This is a genomic window from Nocardioides pantholopis (assembly GCF_003710085.1).
Lineage (GTDB): Bacteria > Actinomycetota > Actinomycetes > Propionibacteriales > Nocardioidaceae > Nocardioides > Nocardioides pantholopis.
Genome location: NZ_CP033324.1, coordinates 2696343 through 2712462 on the forward strand (window position 1 = coordinate 2696343; position 16120 = coordinate 2712462).

The 16120-nt window shown below is 73.2% G+C and carries 16 protein-coding genes and 1 tRNA gene; 6 read left to right on the plus strand and 11 right to left on the minus strand.

The genetic code is table 11. From position 1 onward, the window contains the following. Positions 1 to 19: 19 nt before the first annotated feature. The 5 genes from EBO35_RS12945 to EBO35_RS12965 form a co-directional block, all read right to left on the minus strand. A tRNA-Asn gene (locus EBO35_RS12945) sits at positions 20 to 92 on the minus strand. Between the two features lie 58 nt (positions 93 to 150). After that, a complete protein-coding gene (locus tag EBO35_RS12950; protein ID WP_206422559.1) occupies positions 151 to 648 on the minus strand; it encodes a hypothetical protein in 498 nt (165 codons plus the stop codon). Beyond that, on the minus strand, positions 645 to 2543 hold the full coding sequence (gene dnaG, locus EBO35_RS12955; protein ID WP_122818071.1) for a DNA primase: 1899 nt from the start codon (positions 2541 to 2543) through the stop codon (positions 645 to 647). Before dnaG ends, EBO35_RS12950 begins: the two co-directional genes overlap by 4 nt. 21 nt (positions 2544 to 2564) lie before the next feature. Then, positions 2565 to 3479: a 2-hydroxyacid dehydrogenase gene (locus tag EBO35_RS12960; protein WP_122818072.1), complete on the minus strand. Its 915-nt coding sequence runs from the start codon at positions 3477 to 3479 to the stop codon at positions 2565 to 2567. 29 nt (positions 3480 to 3508) lie between these two features. Next, positions 3509 to 4792 carry a deoxyguanosinetriphosphate triphosphohydrolase gene (locus tag EBO35_RS12965; protein ID WP_122818073.1) on the minus strand — a complete coding sequence of 428 codons (1284 nt, stop codon included), beginning with the start codon at positions 4790 to 4792 and terminating at the stop codon, positions 3509 to 3511. Between the two features lie 357 nt (positions 4793 to 5149). Between EBO35_RS12965 and EBO35_RS12970 the strand changes: the two genes are divergently transcribed. Next, a complete protein-coding gene (locus tag EBO35_RS12970) occupies positions 5150 to 6481 on the plus strand; it encodes an HNH endonuclease (protein ID WP_164477956.1) in 1332 nt (443 codons plus the stop codon). Between the two features lie 62 nt (positions 6482 to 6543). Here EBO35_RS12970 and EBO35_RS12975 read toward each other — a convergent pair whose 3' ends face one another. From EBO35_RS12975 to EBO35_RS12995, 5 genes are all read right to left on the minus strand, one after another. Further along, positions 6544 to 7437 carry a mucin-2 protein gene (locus EBO35_RS12975; RefSeq protein WP_122818074.1) on the minus strand — a complete coding sequence of 298 codons (894 nt, stop codon included), beginning with the start codon at positions 7435 to 7437 and terminating at the stop codon, positions 6544 to 6546. 133 nt (positions 7438 to 7570) lie between these two features. Continuing rightward, positions 7571 to 8728, minus strand: a complete 1158-nt coding sequence (gene dusB / locus EBO35_RS12980) for a tRNA dihydrouridine synthase DusB (protein ID WP_122818075.1) — start codon at positions 8726 to 8728, stop codon at positions 7571 to 7573. Between the two features lie 43 nt (positions 8729 to 8771). Beyond that, positions 8772 to 9500 carry a hypothetical protein gene (locus EBO35_RS12985; RefSeq protein ID WP_164477957.1) on the minus strand — a complete coding sequence of 243 codons (729 nt, stop codon included), beginning with the start codon at positions 9498 to 9500 and terminating at the stop codon, positions 8772 to 8774. A gap of 11 nt (positions 9501 to 9511) precedes the next feature. Then, positions 9512 to 10909 carry a glycine--tRNA ligase gene (locus EBO35_RS12990; RefSeq protein ID WP_122818077.1) on the minus strand — a complete coding sequence of 466 codons (1398 nt, stop codon included), beginning with the start codon at positions 10907 to 10909 and terminating at the stop codon, positions 9512 to 9514. A 53-nt stretch (positions 10910 to 10962) separates the two neighbouring features. Then, complete coding sequence (locus tag EBO35_RS12995) at positions 10963 to 11283, minus strand: antibiotic biosynthesis monooxygenase family protein (RefSeq protein WP_122818078.1); 321 nt, start codon at positions 11281 to 11283, stop codon at positions 10963 to 10965. A 71-nt stretch (positions 11284 to 11354) separates the two neighbouring features. Here EBO35_RS12995 and EBO35_RS13000 point away from each other — a divergent pair, with 71 nt between their 5' ends. The 5 genes from EBO35_RS13000 (at position 11355) to EBO35_RS13020 (ending at position 15314) form a co-directional block, all read left to right on the plus strand. Next, the gene (locus EBO35_RS13000; protein ID WP_122818079.1) at positions 11355 to 12299 is read left to right on the plus strand and encodes a metal ABC transporter substrate-binding protein; all 945 of its coding nucleotides are present in this window, start codon (positions 11355 to 11357) and stop codon (positions 12297 to 12299) included. A 56-nt stretch (positions 12300 to 12355) separates the two neighbouring features. Beyond that, positions 12356 to 13150: a metal ABC transporter ATP-binding protein gene (locus EBO35_RS13005; RefSeq protein WP_122819741.1), complete on the plus strand. Its 795-nt coding sequence runs from the start codon at positions 12356 to 12358 to the stop codon at positions 13148 to 13150. After that, entirely contained in the window at positions 13147 to 14154 is a 1008-nt protein-coding gene (locus tag EBO35_RS13010; protein WP_396954342.1) for a metal ABC transporter permease, read from the plus strand. The genes EBO35_RS13005 and EBO35_RS13010 overlap by 4 nt, the downstream gene beginning before the upstream one ends. Next, positions 14141 to 14554 (plus strand): Fur family transcriptional regulator, encoded by a 414-nt coding sequence (locus EBO35_RS13015; RefSeq protein ID WP_122818080.1) that lies wholly within the window; start codon positions 14141 to 14143, stop codon positions 14552 to 14554. Before EBO35_RS13010 ends, EBO35_RS13015 begins: the two co-directional genes overlap by 14 nt. Before the next feature lie 79 nt (positions 14555 to 14633). Next, entirely contained in the window at positions 14634 to 15314 is a 681-nt protein-coding gene (locus tag EBO35_RS13020; protein WP_164477958.1) for a hypothetical protein, read from the plus strand. Positions 15315 to 15321: 7 nt separating this feature from the next. Here EBO35_RS13020 and EBO35_RS13025 read toward each other — a convergent pair whose 3' ends face one another. Next, positions 15322 to 16077, minus strand: a complete 756-nt coding sequence (locus EBO35_RS13025; RefSeq protein WP_122819745.1) for an isoprenyl transferase — start codon at positions 16075 to 16077, stop codon at positions 15322 to 15324. Positions 16078 to 16120: the final 43 nt, after the last annotated feature.

The window sequence follows — 16120 nt, forward strand, 5'->3', positions numbered from 1 at the left end:
GGCAGGGGCCCTTCTCCTGCTCCCCCGGTTGGACTCGAACCAACAACCCTCCGGTTAACAGCCGAATGCTCTGCCAGTTGAGCTACAGGGGATCGGTGCAGCGCGGGAAACCCTAGCAAGCGCTCGCGCTCGAAGAAAATTCGGGAGGCCTCAGGCCAGTCCCAGGTCGGCACGGGCCTCGTCGAGAGCGGCGCGGGCCGCGGCCCGGACCTCGGGGCGATCGGGGTCGACGCCCTCGTCGTACTCGTAGAACCAGGCCACCGGCCGGTGGCCGCCGGGCGCCCGGCGGGCGATCACCCGGACCCCGCCGCCGGCGACCGGGACGTGGCGCTGCAGGACGACGCTCGCGGTGACCCGCTCCCGGACCAGCTCCAGCACCCGCCCCGGTTCGGTGAGCACCAGGACGTGCCGGGGGCGCTGCTCGCCCCAGGTGCCGACCTCGAGGACGCACAGCGCCTCGGTCTCCTTGTCCCACTCGGCGGACTCGACCTGCTCCCACGGGATCCGGATCGTCGCGTCGCCGTCCGGCACGTACAGCGCGTCGCGGGTCCCGCCCACCGGTCCGCGGTCGCTGACCGCCCAGGCCAGCAGCCGCTCCCCCGGCCCGACGGCGAACGGCGCCGGCGTACGCCGCAGTCGCGGGATCACTCGGCGCCGACCACGCGGTCGCGCAGCGCGCGGCGGTGCTGCTCGAGCGCCGCCAGCTCGCCGAACATCCGGTTGTACTCCGCTGCCTGCTCGACCGGGTTGGTGCGCTGCAGCCGCGACTTGATGTCGGCGATCCGGCGCATAGCGGTCAGCTCCAGCAGCCGGGTCACGTGCAGCGCGACGTACGCCGCGTCCGGCTCCTTCGCGGTCAGCAGCGGCTCGACCGCCAGCGCGCTGATCGCCGAGGAGACCTCGGGCTCGGTCGCCGCGTCGCGCAGCCGGCTGGCCCAGGTGGGGTCGCCGGAGCCGGCGGCCGGGCCGCCGAGCGCGGTGACGGCCTCCCAGACGCCGCGGTAGGTGGGGTGCCGGAAGTCGTTCGGGCCGACCTCGCCGGTGAGCCGGCCGATCGCCATCGGGTGCTGCACCACGAGCTTGAGGGTCTCGCGCTCCAGCTGGAAGCGCGGGTCGCGCAGGTCCGGGAGCTGGCGGCGCGGTGGGGTCGCCGGCGCGGCCTCGGGGGTGGGGGCCGGGCGGCGGCCGCGCTCGGCGCGCTGGGTGCCGGCCGGGCGGTTGGTCGCCCGGCGCACCTCGGCGCGGGCCTCCTCGACGTCCACCCCGATCATCCCGGCCAGCTCGCGCGCGAACGCGTCCACCTTCGACCGGTCCCGGATGCTGGAGACCAGCCGCGCGCCCTCGCGCAGCGCGTCGATGCGCCCGTCGGCGCGGTCCAGGTCGTACTTCTCCACGACGTTGGCCAGCACGAAGCGGTACAGCGGCACCCGCTTGGCCACCAGCTCCCGCACGGCGGCGTCGCCGTGCTGGATCCGCAGGTCGCACGGGTCCAGGCCGTCGGGCTCGACGGCGACATAGGTCTGGGAGACGAAGTTCTGGTCGCCGGCGAACGCCCGGAGCGCGGCCTTCTGGCCGGCGGCGTCGCCGTCGAAGGTGAAGATCACCTCGCCGCGGAACTCCTCGTGGTCGTGCATGAAGCGGCGCAGCGTCTTGGCGTGGTCGTCGCCGAAGGCGGTCCCGCAGGTCGCGACGGCGGTGCCGACCCCGGCCAGGTGGCAGGCCATCACGTCGGTGTAGCCCTCGACAACGACGGCCTGGGAGGTCCGGGCCATCTCCTTGCGCGCCAGGTCCAGCCCGTAGAGCACGTGGCTCTTCTTGTAGATCGGGGTCTCGGAGGTGTTGAGGTACTTGGCGTCGATCTTGTCGTCGTCGAAGATCCGCCGGGCGCCGAAGCCGATCGTCTCCCCGCTGGCCTCGCGGATCGGCCACAGCAGCCGGCCGCGGAACCGGTCGTAGAGGGACCGGCCGCGGGCGACGAGACCGCCGACCACGACCTCCTCCTCGCTGAAGCCACGGGCCCGCAGGTGCCGGAAGAGCGCCTCGCCGTCGCGCGGCGCGAACCCGATGCCGAAGGTCTCCGCCGCGGTCTGGTCGAAGCCGCGCTCGGCGAGGAACCGGCGGGCCACGACCGCGTCGGGGGTCAGCAGCTGCTCGGCGTAGAACTCCTGGGCGACCCGGTGCGCCTCGATCAGCTTGCCGCGCTGCGGGCCGCGCGGACGGTCCTCGTGGCCGTCACCCTCCTCGCGCTGCAGCTGGACGCCGTACTTGTCGGCGAGCCGCTCGACGGACTCGGCGAAGCTGAGCGCGTCGATCTGCATGACGAAGTTGATGACGTCGCCACCGGCCTGGCAGCCGAAGCAGTAGTAGAACCCGCGGCTGGGCGTGACCTGGAAGGACGGGGACTTCTCGTCGTGGAAGGGGCACAGCCCCTTCATCGACCCGCCGCCGGCGTTGCGCAGTGTGACGTAGCCCTGCACCACATCGTCGATGCGTGCCTTCTCGCGCACCTCGGCGATGCTCTGCTCGCGTATCCGGCCGGCCACGGCGCCGATCCTACGGCCGGGTCAGTACGCCCCCGACATCACGTTCCCCAGGGGCTCCCCGGCGGCGTAGCGGTGCAGCTGGTCGCGCACCAGTCGGTGGGCCCGGGGCCACATGGCGCTGCTCGCGCCGCCGACGTGCGGGGAGATGAGCAGGTTCGGGATGTCCCACAGCGGGCTCTCCCGGGGCAGCGGCTCGATGTCGACGACGTCGACGGCCGCGCGCAGCCGGCCCGCCTTCAGCTCGGCGACCAGGTCCGCGGTCACGACGACGGCGCCGCGGGCGACGTTGACCAGCAGCGCCCCGTCCCTCATCCGGGCCAGGAACTCGGCGTCCACCAGGCCGCGGGTCTCGTCGGTGAGCGGGACCACGAGGATGACCACGTCGGCCTCCGGCACCAGGGTCGGCAGCTCGGTGAACGCGTGCACGCCCTCGCGGGCGGTGCGCGCGACCCGGACCACCTCGACCTCGAAGGGCTGCAACCGGGCCTCGATCGCGGCGCCGATCGCGCCGTACCCGATGAGCAGCACCCGCTTGTCGGCCAGCGCGGGCCGCCACTGGGGCTCCCACTCCCGGCGGTCGTGGGCCCGGACGAACTCCGGGATCCCGCGCAGCGCAGCCAGGGTGAGGGTGAGGGTGAGCTCGGCGGTGGACGTGTCGTGGATGCCCCGGCCGTTGCACAGGGTCACCCCCTCCGGCACCCGGCTGCGGACGTTGTCGACGCCCGCCGAGAGGGTCTGGACCACCTCGAGGCCGGTCATCTGGGGCAGCACGTCGCCGACGTCGGGGCTCATCCGGTACGGCGTCACGTAGAACCGCACGTCGCCCACCGAGTCCGGCACCCGCTCGCTGGGGTCCACCACCTCGTAGTCCAGGCCGGCGGGCGGGTCGCCGAGGAGCTCGGGGTCGAAGGGCAGCCAGACGAGCGGTCGGGACACGGGAGTTCCTCCTGGGGGTGGGGGCCGGCTCAGGCTCGGGGCGACCGGAGCCGATGATGCCACTCGACAGCGCTGGCGTCGGTGAGCGACGCCACTTGGTCGATGACGGCCCGCAGCCGCCCGGCGTCGTCGCTCGCGGCGTGCCAGTCGTCGGCGTACGGGCGCTGCAGGGCCTCGGCTCCCCGGTGGGCCAGGACCGCCACGAGCTCCATGACCAGCTCGCGCTGACGGTCCATCGCGGCGAGCCGGTCGTCGGCCTGCATGACGTAGTGCGCGGCGATCCCCTTGAGGACCGCGATCTCCAGCTGGGTGGTCCGCGGCACCACCAGGTCGGCGGCGTACCGGAGGAACGGCCCGTCCCCCGCCGCGAACGTGGCGTGCTGGACGGCGCCGCAGAAGCGGCCGATCAGGTCGCTGGTGAGGTTCTTCAGCGCGGCCAGGCTCCGCCGGCTCGCGTCGTACGGCGAGGTGGGCCAGCTGTCCTGGGTGCGCAGGCCCGCGAGGACCGCGTCCAGCTCGGCGTCGTCGGCCTCGGGGACGTACCAGTCGCGCACCGTCGCCCAGACCGCCGCGGGGTCCAGCCGGGTCAGGGCGATGCGGCCGGCGACCACCCCGTCCTCGACGTCGTGCACGGAGTAGGCGACGTCGTCGGCGAGGTCCATCACCTGCGCCTCCAGGCAGCGGCGTCGCCCGCCGGCCGCCGCACCCTCCCGCAGCCAGCCGAAGACGCGCAGGTCGTCGTCGTACACGCCGAACTTGCGGACCTCGCGCGGCGAGCCGTCGCTGTGCACGCCGCCGGGCGCGTCGGCCTGCTCCCGCGGCCAGGGGTACTTCGTGCAGGCATCGAGCGTCGCGCGGGTCAGGTTGAGCCCGACCGACCGGCCCTCGATGTCGAAGGTCTTGGCCTCCAGCCGCGTCAGCAGCCGCAGCGTCTGCGCGTTGCCCTCGAAGCCGCCGCAGTCCTCGCTCAGCTCGGCCAGCACCCGCTCGCCGTTGTGCCCGAACGGCGGGTGGCCCAGATCGTGCGCCAGCGCGGCGGTCTCGGCGATGTCGGGCTGGCTGCCCAGCGCCCGGGAGAGGTCCCGCGCGACCTGGGCCACCTCCAGGCTGTGGGTCAGCCGGTTGCGCACGAAGTCGTCGCTCTGCGGGCCCATCACCTGGGTCTTCGCCGCCAGCCGGCGCGACGCCGCCGCATGCACGACCCGGGCCCGGTCCCGCTCGAACGGGGTGCGCACCGGCGCATCCACCCGCTTCGGCGGCTCCGGCACCAAGCGCTCGCGGTCGGCGTCGTCGTAGAGGTCGAGGGAATCCATGTCGGCGCGACCCTACTGCGCCCCACCCGGGCCTCTGCCCCCGGCGGGAGCCGCTCCGGTGGTCGAGCCGTGAGGAGCGCCGGCGACGAGCGTGTCGAGACCCGGTGGTCGAGCCGGTCTCGGTGGTCGAGCCGTGCCGGTGGTCGAGCCGTGAGGAGCGCTAGCGACGAGCGCGTCGAGACCACCCGTCACCGGACAAAACGGTTGCCCGCCGCGGGGGTTGAGGGTCTTGGTCCTTCGGGCTCTCGCGCTGGCGGTTGCCTGGGCCTGACGGTCCCGCCCTCCGTTACCAAGATTCCTTCCACATTCCCCACTTTGACCCTGGCGCTTCGAACACCTGTTCGATTAGAATGTGCTATGGCCATCGACCCGAACCCCGCCCCGCTGGGCGAGTGCGACAGCCCCGCCGCGGTGCTGGCCTTCGCCCGGTCCCAGCGGGCTCTCGCAGACCGGGCTGAGGGCGAACTGCTGGAGGCCGCGGTGGCCTGGGCCTCGATGCACTCGGTCGACTGCCTGGACGACGCGGCCTGCCTGCCGGGTGCCGAGGGTGAGGTCGCGATCGCGGGGCCGGGTGCTCCGCTGGTCACCGAGTTCGCCCCGCTCGAGCTCGGTGCCGCGCTCGGCATGAGCAGCGACGCTGCTCGGGCGATGCTGGGTGAGGCGGTCGAGCTGGCGCACCGGCTCCCGAAGACCTGGGCTGCGGTGCGGGCCGGGAGTGTGCCGGCGTGGCGGGGTCGCAAGATCGCCGCGAACACCCTGTCGCTGCCCGCCGACGGGGCTGCGTACGTCGACCAGCATGTTCACGCGGTGGCGGGGAAGATCGGGTACGCCGCCCTGGACCGGCTCATCGAGGAGGCCCGGGTCCGGTTCGACCCGTCAGGTGCGGAGGAGAAGCGGAAGGCTGCCGTCGACCGGCGGCACTTCGACCTCGACACCGGCCGGGTCGCGTTCGCGGGCACGGTGGTCGTGGACGGCGAGCTGGACCTCGCCGACGCCCTCGACTTGGACTCCGCGGTCGCCCGCGGGGCTCGGGTGCTCGGCGAGCTCGGCTGTGAAGAGTCCCTCGACGTCCGCCGCTCCCTGGCCGTCGGCGAGATCGCCCGCCGCCAACTCGCCCTCGACCTGGACACGTCTCCTGCCGAAGTCGCCTCGCTGTCCAAGCGGTGCCGGCCCCGCCAGGTCGTGATCCACGTCCACCTCACCGAGGCAGCCCTCAGTGGCGCGGATGGGCTGCACCTGGCCCGGGTCGAGAACACCCGCTCCTTCGTCGCCGCGGACCAGGTCAAGACCTGGTGCGCCAACCCCGACGCCCAGGTCATCGTGAAGCCGGTCATCGACCTCGCCGACGTCGACCACACCACCGCCTACGAGGTCCCCGACCGAATGTCAGAACGGGTCCAGCTCAACAACCCGGCCTGCGTCTTCCCCTGGTGCGGCCGCTCGGCCCGCCGCGCGGACACCGACCACGTCATCCGGCACCGGCACGAACGCGAAGGACCACCGGGCGACGGCGAGTTCGGCGAGACCACCGACCCCAACCTCGCACCCCTGTGCCGGACCCATCACCGGGCGAAGACCCACACCAGCTGGTCCTACACCAAGCTCGACGAGACCACCTACCTGTGGCGAACCCCGAACGGCATCCACCTGCGCCGCGACCACACCGGCACCACCATCATCCCCGCCTGACCGGGGTCTCGACACGCTCGCTGCGCTCACGGCTCGACCACCGGCCGGTCGCCGCGGGTCGGTCAGTACGTCGTGACGTGCACGTGGTCGTAGTGGTTGGCGGTGGTGGAGCCGCGGTCGGACATGCCCCGCCAGCCTTCGCCGCTGCGCTCGACCGACCAGATCTTCTGGGCGTAGATGAGGTAGCTGACGCCGAGGTCGGCGTACCGGTCGCGGACGAACTCCGCGACCTCCCAGCCGCGCTCGCCGCTGACCATGATGTCCACCGCGAGGCCCTGGCCGTGCTCGCCGTCGCTGCGGAAGGTGCCGTAGGTGCTGATCTCCGGGAAGGCCGCGCACACGGCCTCGTGCACCTTGGCGATGTTCGGGCTGACGCCGCTGGGCACCGAGGTGCCGTTCGTGCACTCGGCGGCGACCTCCTCCACGGACTCCTTCTCGGGCTTCTCCGCGGCCAGGTAGCCGGCGGTGACCCAGCGCGCGGCGCCGTCGACGACGACCTCCTCGCGCTCACCGAAGGTGCGGCCGGTCACGAGCACCCGCTCGCCGGCCTCCAGCTCGCCGGCGGGGTCCGCCTCGGCGTCCGGAGCGGGCCACAGGTTGAGCGTCTCGGTGGCCCACAGCTTCGTGTCGGCGGAGCGCACGGCCTGGCGGACCTCGGCCGGGGCGATCAGCTTCTCGGCCTTGGAGATCGGCTTGATCTTGAAGCGGGAGCCGGAGCGCGAGACGACCTTGAGGGCCTTCGAGGCCACGTCCGAGGTGCCGCGGGCGGCGGCGGACGGCGAGGTCTCGCTGCTGACGGGCGCGGCGCTGGGGGCCGGGCTGGTTGCGGGGTCGCCCAGGGCGACGCCGAGGGTGACCACGGAAGCGGTCGCCATCACGGCGAGCGGGCCGGCGATGACGACGGCACGGGGGATGCGGCGGGCGGGGGTCTCCCGCTTGTGGCGATGCTCGGCCACAGCGCTGATTCCTTTGCTGTTGCGTGCAGGTGAACGGATGCGAAACCTCAGGGGTACAGGCGCGCGATCACCCACACAACCACAGCTCGGGAGCCGCGCCCAATCGCTGAACGTTAAATTAACGTGCGTCCGCTCACCCGCCGGAGCCGGCCGCGGCGTCCTCCGGGACCGCACAGCCGGTCCCGTCCGCCTCGTCGAGCCAGCCCTCCGGCAGCGCCACCCGCGCCCGCGGCGAGCCCTGGCGCCCGCGCGGCGTGCCGAGCTCCGCGACCGGGAACGGCTCCGCGGGGTCCAGCTCGCCGAGCATCCGGTCCAGCGCCGCGAGCGAGTCGACCAGGCCCAGCGAGCGGCGCAGCTCACCGCCGGCGGCGAAGCCCTTGAGGTACCACGACACGTGCTTGCGGAACTCCTTGCAGCCCCGCTCCTCCCCCAGGTGCTGGCACAGCAGCTCGGCGTGCCGGCGCATCATCGCCGCCACCTCCCCCAGCGTCGGGAGGGTCGCGACCTGCTCGCCGGCGAACGCGGCCGCGAGGTCCCGGAACAGCCACGGCCGGCCCAGGCAGCCGCGCCCGACCACCACGCCCGCAGCGCCGGTCTGCTCGACCATCCGCAGCGCGTCGGCGGCCTCCCAGATGTCGCCGTTGCCGAGCACCGGGATGTCGACGTGCGCCACCAGCTCCCCGATCGCGTCCCAGTCCGCCTCGCCCGAGTAGGCCTGCGCGACGGTGCGCCCGTGCAGTGCGATCGCCGCGACCCCGGTCTCCTGGGCGATCCGGCCGGCGTCGAGGTAGGTCAGGTGGTCCGCGTCGATGCCCTTGCGGGTCTTCATCGTCACCGGGACGTCGTACGGCGTGGCCGCGGCGACCGCGTGCTCCAGGATCGAGCCGAGCAGCCCGCGCTTCCACGGCAGCGCGCCGCCGCCGCCCTTGCGGGTGACCTTCGGGACCGGGCAGCCGAAGTTCAGGTCGATGTGCGCGACGCCGTACTCGGCGCACAGGATCTCCGCGGCCTTCCCGACGTACACCGGGTCGGTCCCGTAGAGCTGCACCGACCGCGTCGTCTCGAGCTCGTCGAAGACCAGCATGTCCATCGTGTGCTGGTCGCGCTCGACCAGCCCGCGCGAGGTGATCATCTCGCAGACGTAGAGGCCGGCGCCCTGCTCGGCGCACAGCCGCCGGTAGGCGGCGTTGGTGATGCCGGCCATCGGCGCGAGCACCACGGGGGTGTCCACCTGCAGCGACCCCAGGGTCAGCGGTGCGAAGGGCATGGGCGCGGCAGTCACGCGCCCCATTGTCGGCCGGGCCCGGCGCGCGTGGAAATCCCGGCCCGTGCGGCTAGTTCCGGTTCCGCTGCGCCCGCTGCTTCTTCAACTTGTTGTTCTTGCCCTTCGGTGCGGCCTGGTCCGCCGGCGCCTCGAGCTTTCCGGTCCACAGGATCGGGTCGAACTCCTGGGTGGGCCGGAAGCTGACGGCCGTCAGGTCCCCGCCCTTCGGCGCGAGGTAGACCAGGCACACCTGCTGGGTGGCGCCCGCGGCGAACGGCTTGGGGAAGTCACCGCTCGGGCACGGCTTGAACCTGCTCGCGAAGGAGGAGTACTCCACCAGCGTGTTCGCGCCGTCGACGATGTAGAGCGGGATCCGCTGGCCGCCCAGGTCGGTGTCCCCGACGTTGGTGACGGTGGCCCGCACGAAGTACGGCGCCGCGTCGTCCAGCGCGCTGCTGAGCTTCCAGCCGCGGAACGACTTGGCGTAGGTCGTCTTCTCCAGCCGGTCCACTGTCACCTCGAGCACGCCGACGAGGTCCTGACGCGGCTCCCAGGCGACGGTGGCGGTCTCGCCGACCTTCAGCTGCGTGCCCGGGGCGGTGAGCTCCACGCCCTCGGGGACCGGGAGGTACGGCGAGTCCGAGGCGCTGGGCGTCCCGGACTCCGAGCTGCCCGCCGAGTCCGGCTCGTCGTCGCCGGAGCAGCCGGCGAGCAGCGCGCCCGCCAGCGTCAGCCCGGCCAGGAGCGCGGTCCCCCGCCGGGCCCGCCGAGGGCGCCGCACCGTCCGGTCGCCGTGCACAACCGCGCCCATCAGCAGCCCGGGAGACGCTCGGCGAAGTACCTGCTGATGCCGTCGAGGCTGATCCGCTCCTGGGCCATCGTGTCGCGCTCGCGCACGGTGACCGCGTTGTCCTCGAGGGTGTCGAAGTCGACGGTCACGCAGTACGGCGTACCGATCTCGTCCTGGCGGCGGTAGCGGCGGCCGATCGCGCCGGAGTCGTCGAAGTCGACGTTCCAGTTGCGGCGCAGCTCGCTGGCCAGTGCCTTGGCCTTCGGGGACAGGTCGGCGTTGCGGCTCAGCGGCAGCACGGCGGCCTTCACCGGCGCCAGGCGCGGGTCGAGGCGCAGCACCGTGCGCTTGTCGACGCCGCCCTTGGTGTTCGGCGCCTCGTCCTCGGTGTAGGCGTCGACGAGGAACGTCATCAGGCTGCGCGAGAGGCCCGCGGCCGGCTCGATGACGTACGGCACGTAGCGCTCGTTGTTGGCCTGGTCGAAGTACGACAGGTCCTGGCCGGAGTGCTTGGAGTGCGTGGACAGGTCGAAGTCGGTGCGGTTCGCGACGCCCTCGAGCTCGCCCCACTCCGAGCCGGCGAACCGGAAGCGGTACTCGATGTCCACGGTCCGCTTGGAGTAGTGGGAGAGCTTCTCCTGGGCGTGCTCGTAGTGCCGCAGGTTCTGCGGGTCGATGCCGAGGTCGGTGTACCAGCGGGTGCGCTCGTCGATCCAGTACTGGTGCCACTCCTCGTCCTCGCCGGGCTTGACGAAGAACTCCATCTCCATCTGCTCGAACTCGCGGGTGCGGAAGATGAAGTTGCCGGGCGTGATCTCGTTGCGGAACGACTTGCCGATCTGGGCGATGCCGAACGGCGGCTTCATCCGGCTCGAGGTGACCACGTTCGCGAAGTTGAGGAAGATGCCCTGCGCGGTCTCCGGGCGCAGGTAGTGCAGGCCCGACTCGTCCTCGGTGACGCCGAGGTAGGTCTTGAGCATGCCGGAGAACTCGCGCGGCTCGGTCCAGGCGCCGCGGGTGCCGCAGTTGGCGCACGCCACGTCCTTGAGGTCCACCGTGTCGGGGTCCTCGATGCCCTTCTTCTCCGCGTACGCCTCCTGGAGGTGGTCGGCGCGGAAGCGCTTGTGGCAGGACTGGCACTCGGTCAGCGGGTCGTTGAACGTGTCGACGTGACCGCTGGCCTCCCAGGTCTGGCGGGGCAGGATCACGCTGGAGTCCAGGCCGACCATGTCGTCGCGCATCTGCACCATCGAGCGCCACCACTGGCGCTTGATGTTGTCCTTGAGCTCGACGCCGAGCGGGCCGTAGTCCCAGGCCGAGCGGGTGCCGCCGTAGATCTCGCCGCAGGGGTAGACGAACCCCCGGCGCTTGGCGAGCGAGACGACGTTGTCGACGACGGTTGCGGGGGCCTTGGCCACGGGGAACAGCTCCTGTGCTGGGGTCGGCCGGCTGGCTGCCGGTCGTGAACGACTCAGCCTATCGACCGGGCCCCGGCCCGGTTCAGGTCGGTCCCCGGCTCCACCGGCTCGTAGGCGCTGGGCTCGTCGATGGCCCGCGACAGCAGCGGGACGGCGCGCATCTTCACGTCGTACGCCGAGAGCGCGCGGCGGTAGGCGCCCACGTGCTCCCAGACCGTCACCAGCGTCCACAGGGTCGGGTCGTCCAGGTTGCGCCCCGCCGTTCCCGACAGGTGGCCGGGCCGGTCGGCCAGTGCCGCCCGGGCGTCCTCCAGGGCCAGCCGGAACGCCGCAGCGTCGGACTCCTCCACGCGGAACCTGGTCACGACGAGCATGGCCGCACCCTAGCGCCGGCTCCGCGCGGCCGATTTTGACAACCATTCTCAACTGGCTGAGAATCGTTCTCATGAGCTTCCCGTACCGCGTCGCCGCCACGGCCCTCGCCGTCCTGGCCGTCCCGGCGCTCGCCGGGTGCGGCGCGTTCTCGGAGGACGGCGGCGGCTCCGACGGCAAGCCGGTCATCGCGGCGGGCCTCTACCCGCTCCAGTACGTCGCCGAGCGGGTTGCGGGTGACGCCTTCGAGGTCGAGAACCTGACCACCCCCGGCGGTGAGCCGCACGACCTGACCCTCGACGTCGGGGAGACCGCGACCGTCGCCGACTCGGCCCTGCTCGTGCACGTCGGCGGCTTGCAACCGAGCGTCGACGAGGCCGCCGAGGAGATCGCCGGGGGCGAGGTGCTCGACGCCGCGACGGTGGTCGACCTGCTCCCCTTCGACCAGGACGGCCACGAGCACGGTGAGGACGACCACGGCGACGACGGGCACGACCACGGCGAGGACGACCCGCACTTCTGGCTCGACCCGCTGCGGATGGCCGACCTCGGCGACGCGATCGCCGAGCGGCTCGCCGAGATCGACCCGGACGGAGCCGAGGACTTCGAGCGCAACGCCGCCGACCTGCGCGCCGACCTCGAGCAGCTCGACGCGGAGTACGCCGAGGGCCTGGCCGACTGCGCGGTGACGACAGTGGTCACCAACCACGACGCGTTCGGCTACCTCGAGAAGTACGGCCTGCACCTGGAGTCGATCACCGGACTCTCCCCCGACGCCGAGCCCAGCCCGGCCGCCCTCGCCGAGCTGCAGCACCTCATCGAGACCGAGCAGATCACTACCGTCTTCTCCGAGTCCCTGGTCAGCGCCAAGAGCGCCGAGACGCTCGCCGACGACGCGGGGGTCCGCACCGAGGTGCTCGACACCGTCGAGGGGCTCAGCGACGAGACCGCCGATGAGGACTACCTTTCCCTCATGCGCCGCAACCTCGCCAAGCTGCAGGAGGCGAACAGCTGTTGAGCGGCTCCGGTGACCCCGCAACCGAGCCCATCGGGCCCGTGACCGAGCCCGAGCCCGTGACCGAGCCCGTGATCGAGCTGCGCGACGGCGCCGTCGCCATCGCCGGGCGCCCGGTGCTGCGCCAGATCGACCTGACCGTCCGGGCGGGCGAGTTCGTCACGCTGCTCGGCCCGAACGGCTCCGGGAAGTCGACGCTGGTGCGCGCCCTGACCGGGCTGCGCCCGCTGTCCCGGGGGTCGCTGGCACTGTTCGGCACCCCGCTGGAGTCCTTCCACGACTGGCACCGCCTCGGCTTCGTGCCCCAGCGCGCCAGCGCCGCCAGCGGCGTACCCGCCTCGGTGGCGGAGGTGGTCGCCTCCGGGCGGCTGACCCGGCGTCGCCTGCTGCGCCCGCAGAGCCGCGCGGACCGGGCCGCCGTCGCCGCCGCGCTGGACCTGGTCGGCCTCGCCGACCGGGCGCGCGACAACGTCGCGACCCTCTCCGGCGGACAGCAGCAGCGGGTGCTGATCGCCCGCGCCCTCGCGGGCGATCCCGACCTGTTCTTCCTCGACGAGCCGACCGCCGGCGTCGACCTGCCCAACCAGGAGGCGCTCGCCGCCGCGCTGGCCGCGCTGTCCCGGGCCGGCAGCACGATCGTCCTGGTCACCCACGAGCTCGGGCCGCTCGCGGACCTGGTGGACCGCACGGTGGTCCTGCGCGACGGACGCCTCGTGTACGACGGACCGCCGCTGGCCGTCGACGACGCCCACGGGCACCACCACCCCCACCAGGGCCGCCACGACCACCACCCGGGCGTCATCGCCCCGCTGGACCGGGCGCCCGACCCCCACCACGAGGACGTGCCCTGGTGATCGACCTGCTCGGCTACCCCTTCATGCAGCGGGCGCTGCTCGCCGCCTTCGTCACCGGGCTCGCGGCCCCCGTCATCGGCACCTACCTCGTCCAGCGCCGACTGGCCCTGCTCGGCGACGGCCTGGGCCACGTGGCGGTCACCGGCGTGGCCCTCGGGCTGCTCACCGGGATCGCCCCGACCTGGACCGCCGTCGTGGTCGCGATCCTCGGCGCGATCGCGATCGAGGTGATCCGCGAGCGCGGCCACACCAGCGCCGACCTGGCGCTGGCGCTGCTGTTCTACGGCGGCCTGGCAGCCGGCGTGATGATCACCGGCCTCGCCGGCCAGAGCGGGGCGACCCTCCAGCGCTACCTGTTCGGCTCGATCACCTCGATCTCGCTGGGCGACATCTGGTTCACCCTCGCGCTGGCGGTGGTGCTGCTGGTGCTCGGCCTCGGGCTGCTTCCCCAGCTGTTCGCGGTCGCCCAGGACCAGGACTTCGCTCGGGTCGCCGGGCTCAACGTCCGCGCCTACAACCTGCTGATCGCCGTGCTGGCCGCGGTCACCGTCACCATCGCGATGCGGACGGTGGGCCTGCTGCTGGTCTCGGCCCTGATGATCGTGCCGGTCGCCGCGTCCCAGCAGCTGGCCCGCTCGTTCCGCGCGACGATGATCGGGGCCGTCGCCGTCGGGGCGGGCTCGGGCGTCGGCGGGCTGCTGGTCTCGGCGTACCTCTCCACCAGCCAGGACCTGACCGTCGCGCCCGGTCCGGCGATCGTGCTGCTGGCGCTTGCCTGCTTCGTCGCGACCTGGCCGATCGGCGCGCTCTACCGGCGCCGCGCGCGGCTGCGGACTCCGTTCCCCGCCGTCGCGCCGGAGGAGCACGAGGTCTGCGACGAGCAGCACGCCCACGAGCACGGGCCCGACTGCGGGCACGTCGCCGTCCCGCACGGCGACCACGTCGACTACGTCCACGACGGCCACCGGCACGCGGTCCACGGGAGGCACTATGACGAGCACTGAGGAGACCCCGCCCCTGCGGCCGACCCGGCAGCGGATCGCGGTCGCGGAGGCGATGGCCTCGGTGGAGGACTTCCGCTCCGCCCGGGAGATCCACGAGCTGCTCGGGGAGCGCGGCGAGGCGGTCGGCCTGGCGACTGTCTACCGGACCCTGCAGCGGCTGGCCGAGGCCGGCGAGATCGACATGCTGCGCTCCGAGGACGGCGAGGCGATCTACCGGCGCTGCTCCGGCACCCACCACCACCACCTGGTCTGCCGCGACTGCGGGCGCACCGTCGAGGTCGAGGGCCCGGCCGTGGAGCGGTGGACCACCGCGATCGCCGAGCAGCACGGCTTCGCCGCGGTCAGCCACACCCTGGAGATCTTCGGGACCTGCCCGGGCTGCTCTGCGGCCCGCTCCTAGCGTCGAGCGGTGGGCGCGCGGGCTCGAGCCTGCGACGACCTGCCCACACCGGTGGGCTCGATCCGGCAGACTCCCCCGCATGCCTGAGAACCGCGACCACCAGCCGTCCTCGCGCCTCGAGGTCGTCCTGGGCCTGCCCCTGCTCCCCTTCGTCTGGGCATGGGACCTGCTCCGCTGGGTGGGCCGCGGCGTGCGCCGCGTCGTGGCGGCGATCGCCGGGGCCGTGGAGGGCGTCCTCACCGCGGTGAAGCGGGCGGTCTCCTGGCTGCTCCGGCCGGTCTCCTGGCTGCTCCGGCCGCTCGCGCGGCTGTGGAGGGCGATCGGCGCGGCGCTGCGCCCGGTGGCCGAGCTCCTCGGCCGGTGGGCCGCCGCCGTGGCCGGCGCGCTCGGGAGCGTGCTGCGGGCGCCCCTGCGCTGGACGACCGCGGCGCTCCGCACGCTCGGGCGGCTGGTCGCCCGCCCCTTCCACTGGATCGCTGCGGGGTGGGCGGCGGTCCGGAGCCGGCTGGCCGCGGTGGTGCGGCCCGTCCTGCGGGCTCTCGGCGAGCTGGTGCTGGCGCCGTTCCGGTGGGCGCGGGCGGCCGCAGGTGCCGTCGGCCGGTTCATCGGCCGCGTGCTGGCGGCGCCGGCGAGATGGCTCCGCGCAGTCGTCCTCACGCCGATCAGGCGCGCGGCGGACGCCGTACGACGCGCCCGTCGCCGCGTGACCGCCGCCCTGCCGAGGCCCCGCCTGCGCCGCCGACGGTCCGACCGGGGCTGAGGCCCGGTCAGGCGGGGTCGGCGCCGCCGTAGCGCCGGTCCCGGCGGGCGTAGGTGTCGATCGCCTGCCACAGGTGCCGCCGGTCCACGTCGGGCCAGAGCACGTCGGTGAAGACCAGCTCGCTGTAGGCGGCCTGCCAGAGCATGAAGTTCGAGAGCCGCTGCTCCCCCGAGGTGCGCCAGACCAGGTCCGCGTCGGCCAGCTCGGGGACGTAGAGGTGCCGGGCGAAGGTGCGCTCGTCGACCTTCTCCGGGTCCAGCCGGCCGGCCGCTACCTCCCGGGCGATGCTGCGCGCCGCGTCGGCGACCTCCGCGCGCCCGCCGTAGTTGACGCACATCGTCAGCGTGCACACGTCGTTGTCGCGGGTGAGCTCCTCGGCGGCCTGGAGCTCGCGGATGACCGACTTCCACAGCCGCGGCGTCCGGCCGGCCCAGCGGACCCGGACCCCGAGCTCGTGCATCTCGTCGCGGCGGCGGCGGATCACGTCGCGGTTGAAGCCCATCAGGAAGCGCACCTCGTCGGGCGAGCGCGACCAGTTCTCGGTCGAGAACGCGTAGGCCGAGATCGCCTTCACACCGATCTCGATCGCGCCCTCCACCACGTCGAACAGCGAGCACTCGCCCTGCTCGTGGCCCTTGGTGCGGGGCAGGCCGCGCTCCTTGGCCCAGCGCCCGTTGCCGTCCATCACGACCGCCACGTGCCGCGGGACCAGCTCCTTCGGGATCGGCGGCGGGGTCGCGCCCGAGGGGTGCGGGGTCGGCATCCGGACGGCGCGCTTCACGCCCGGGAGCCTAGTTGGCCCGGAG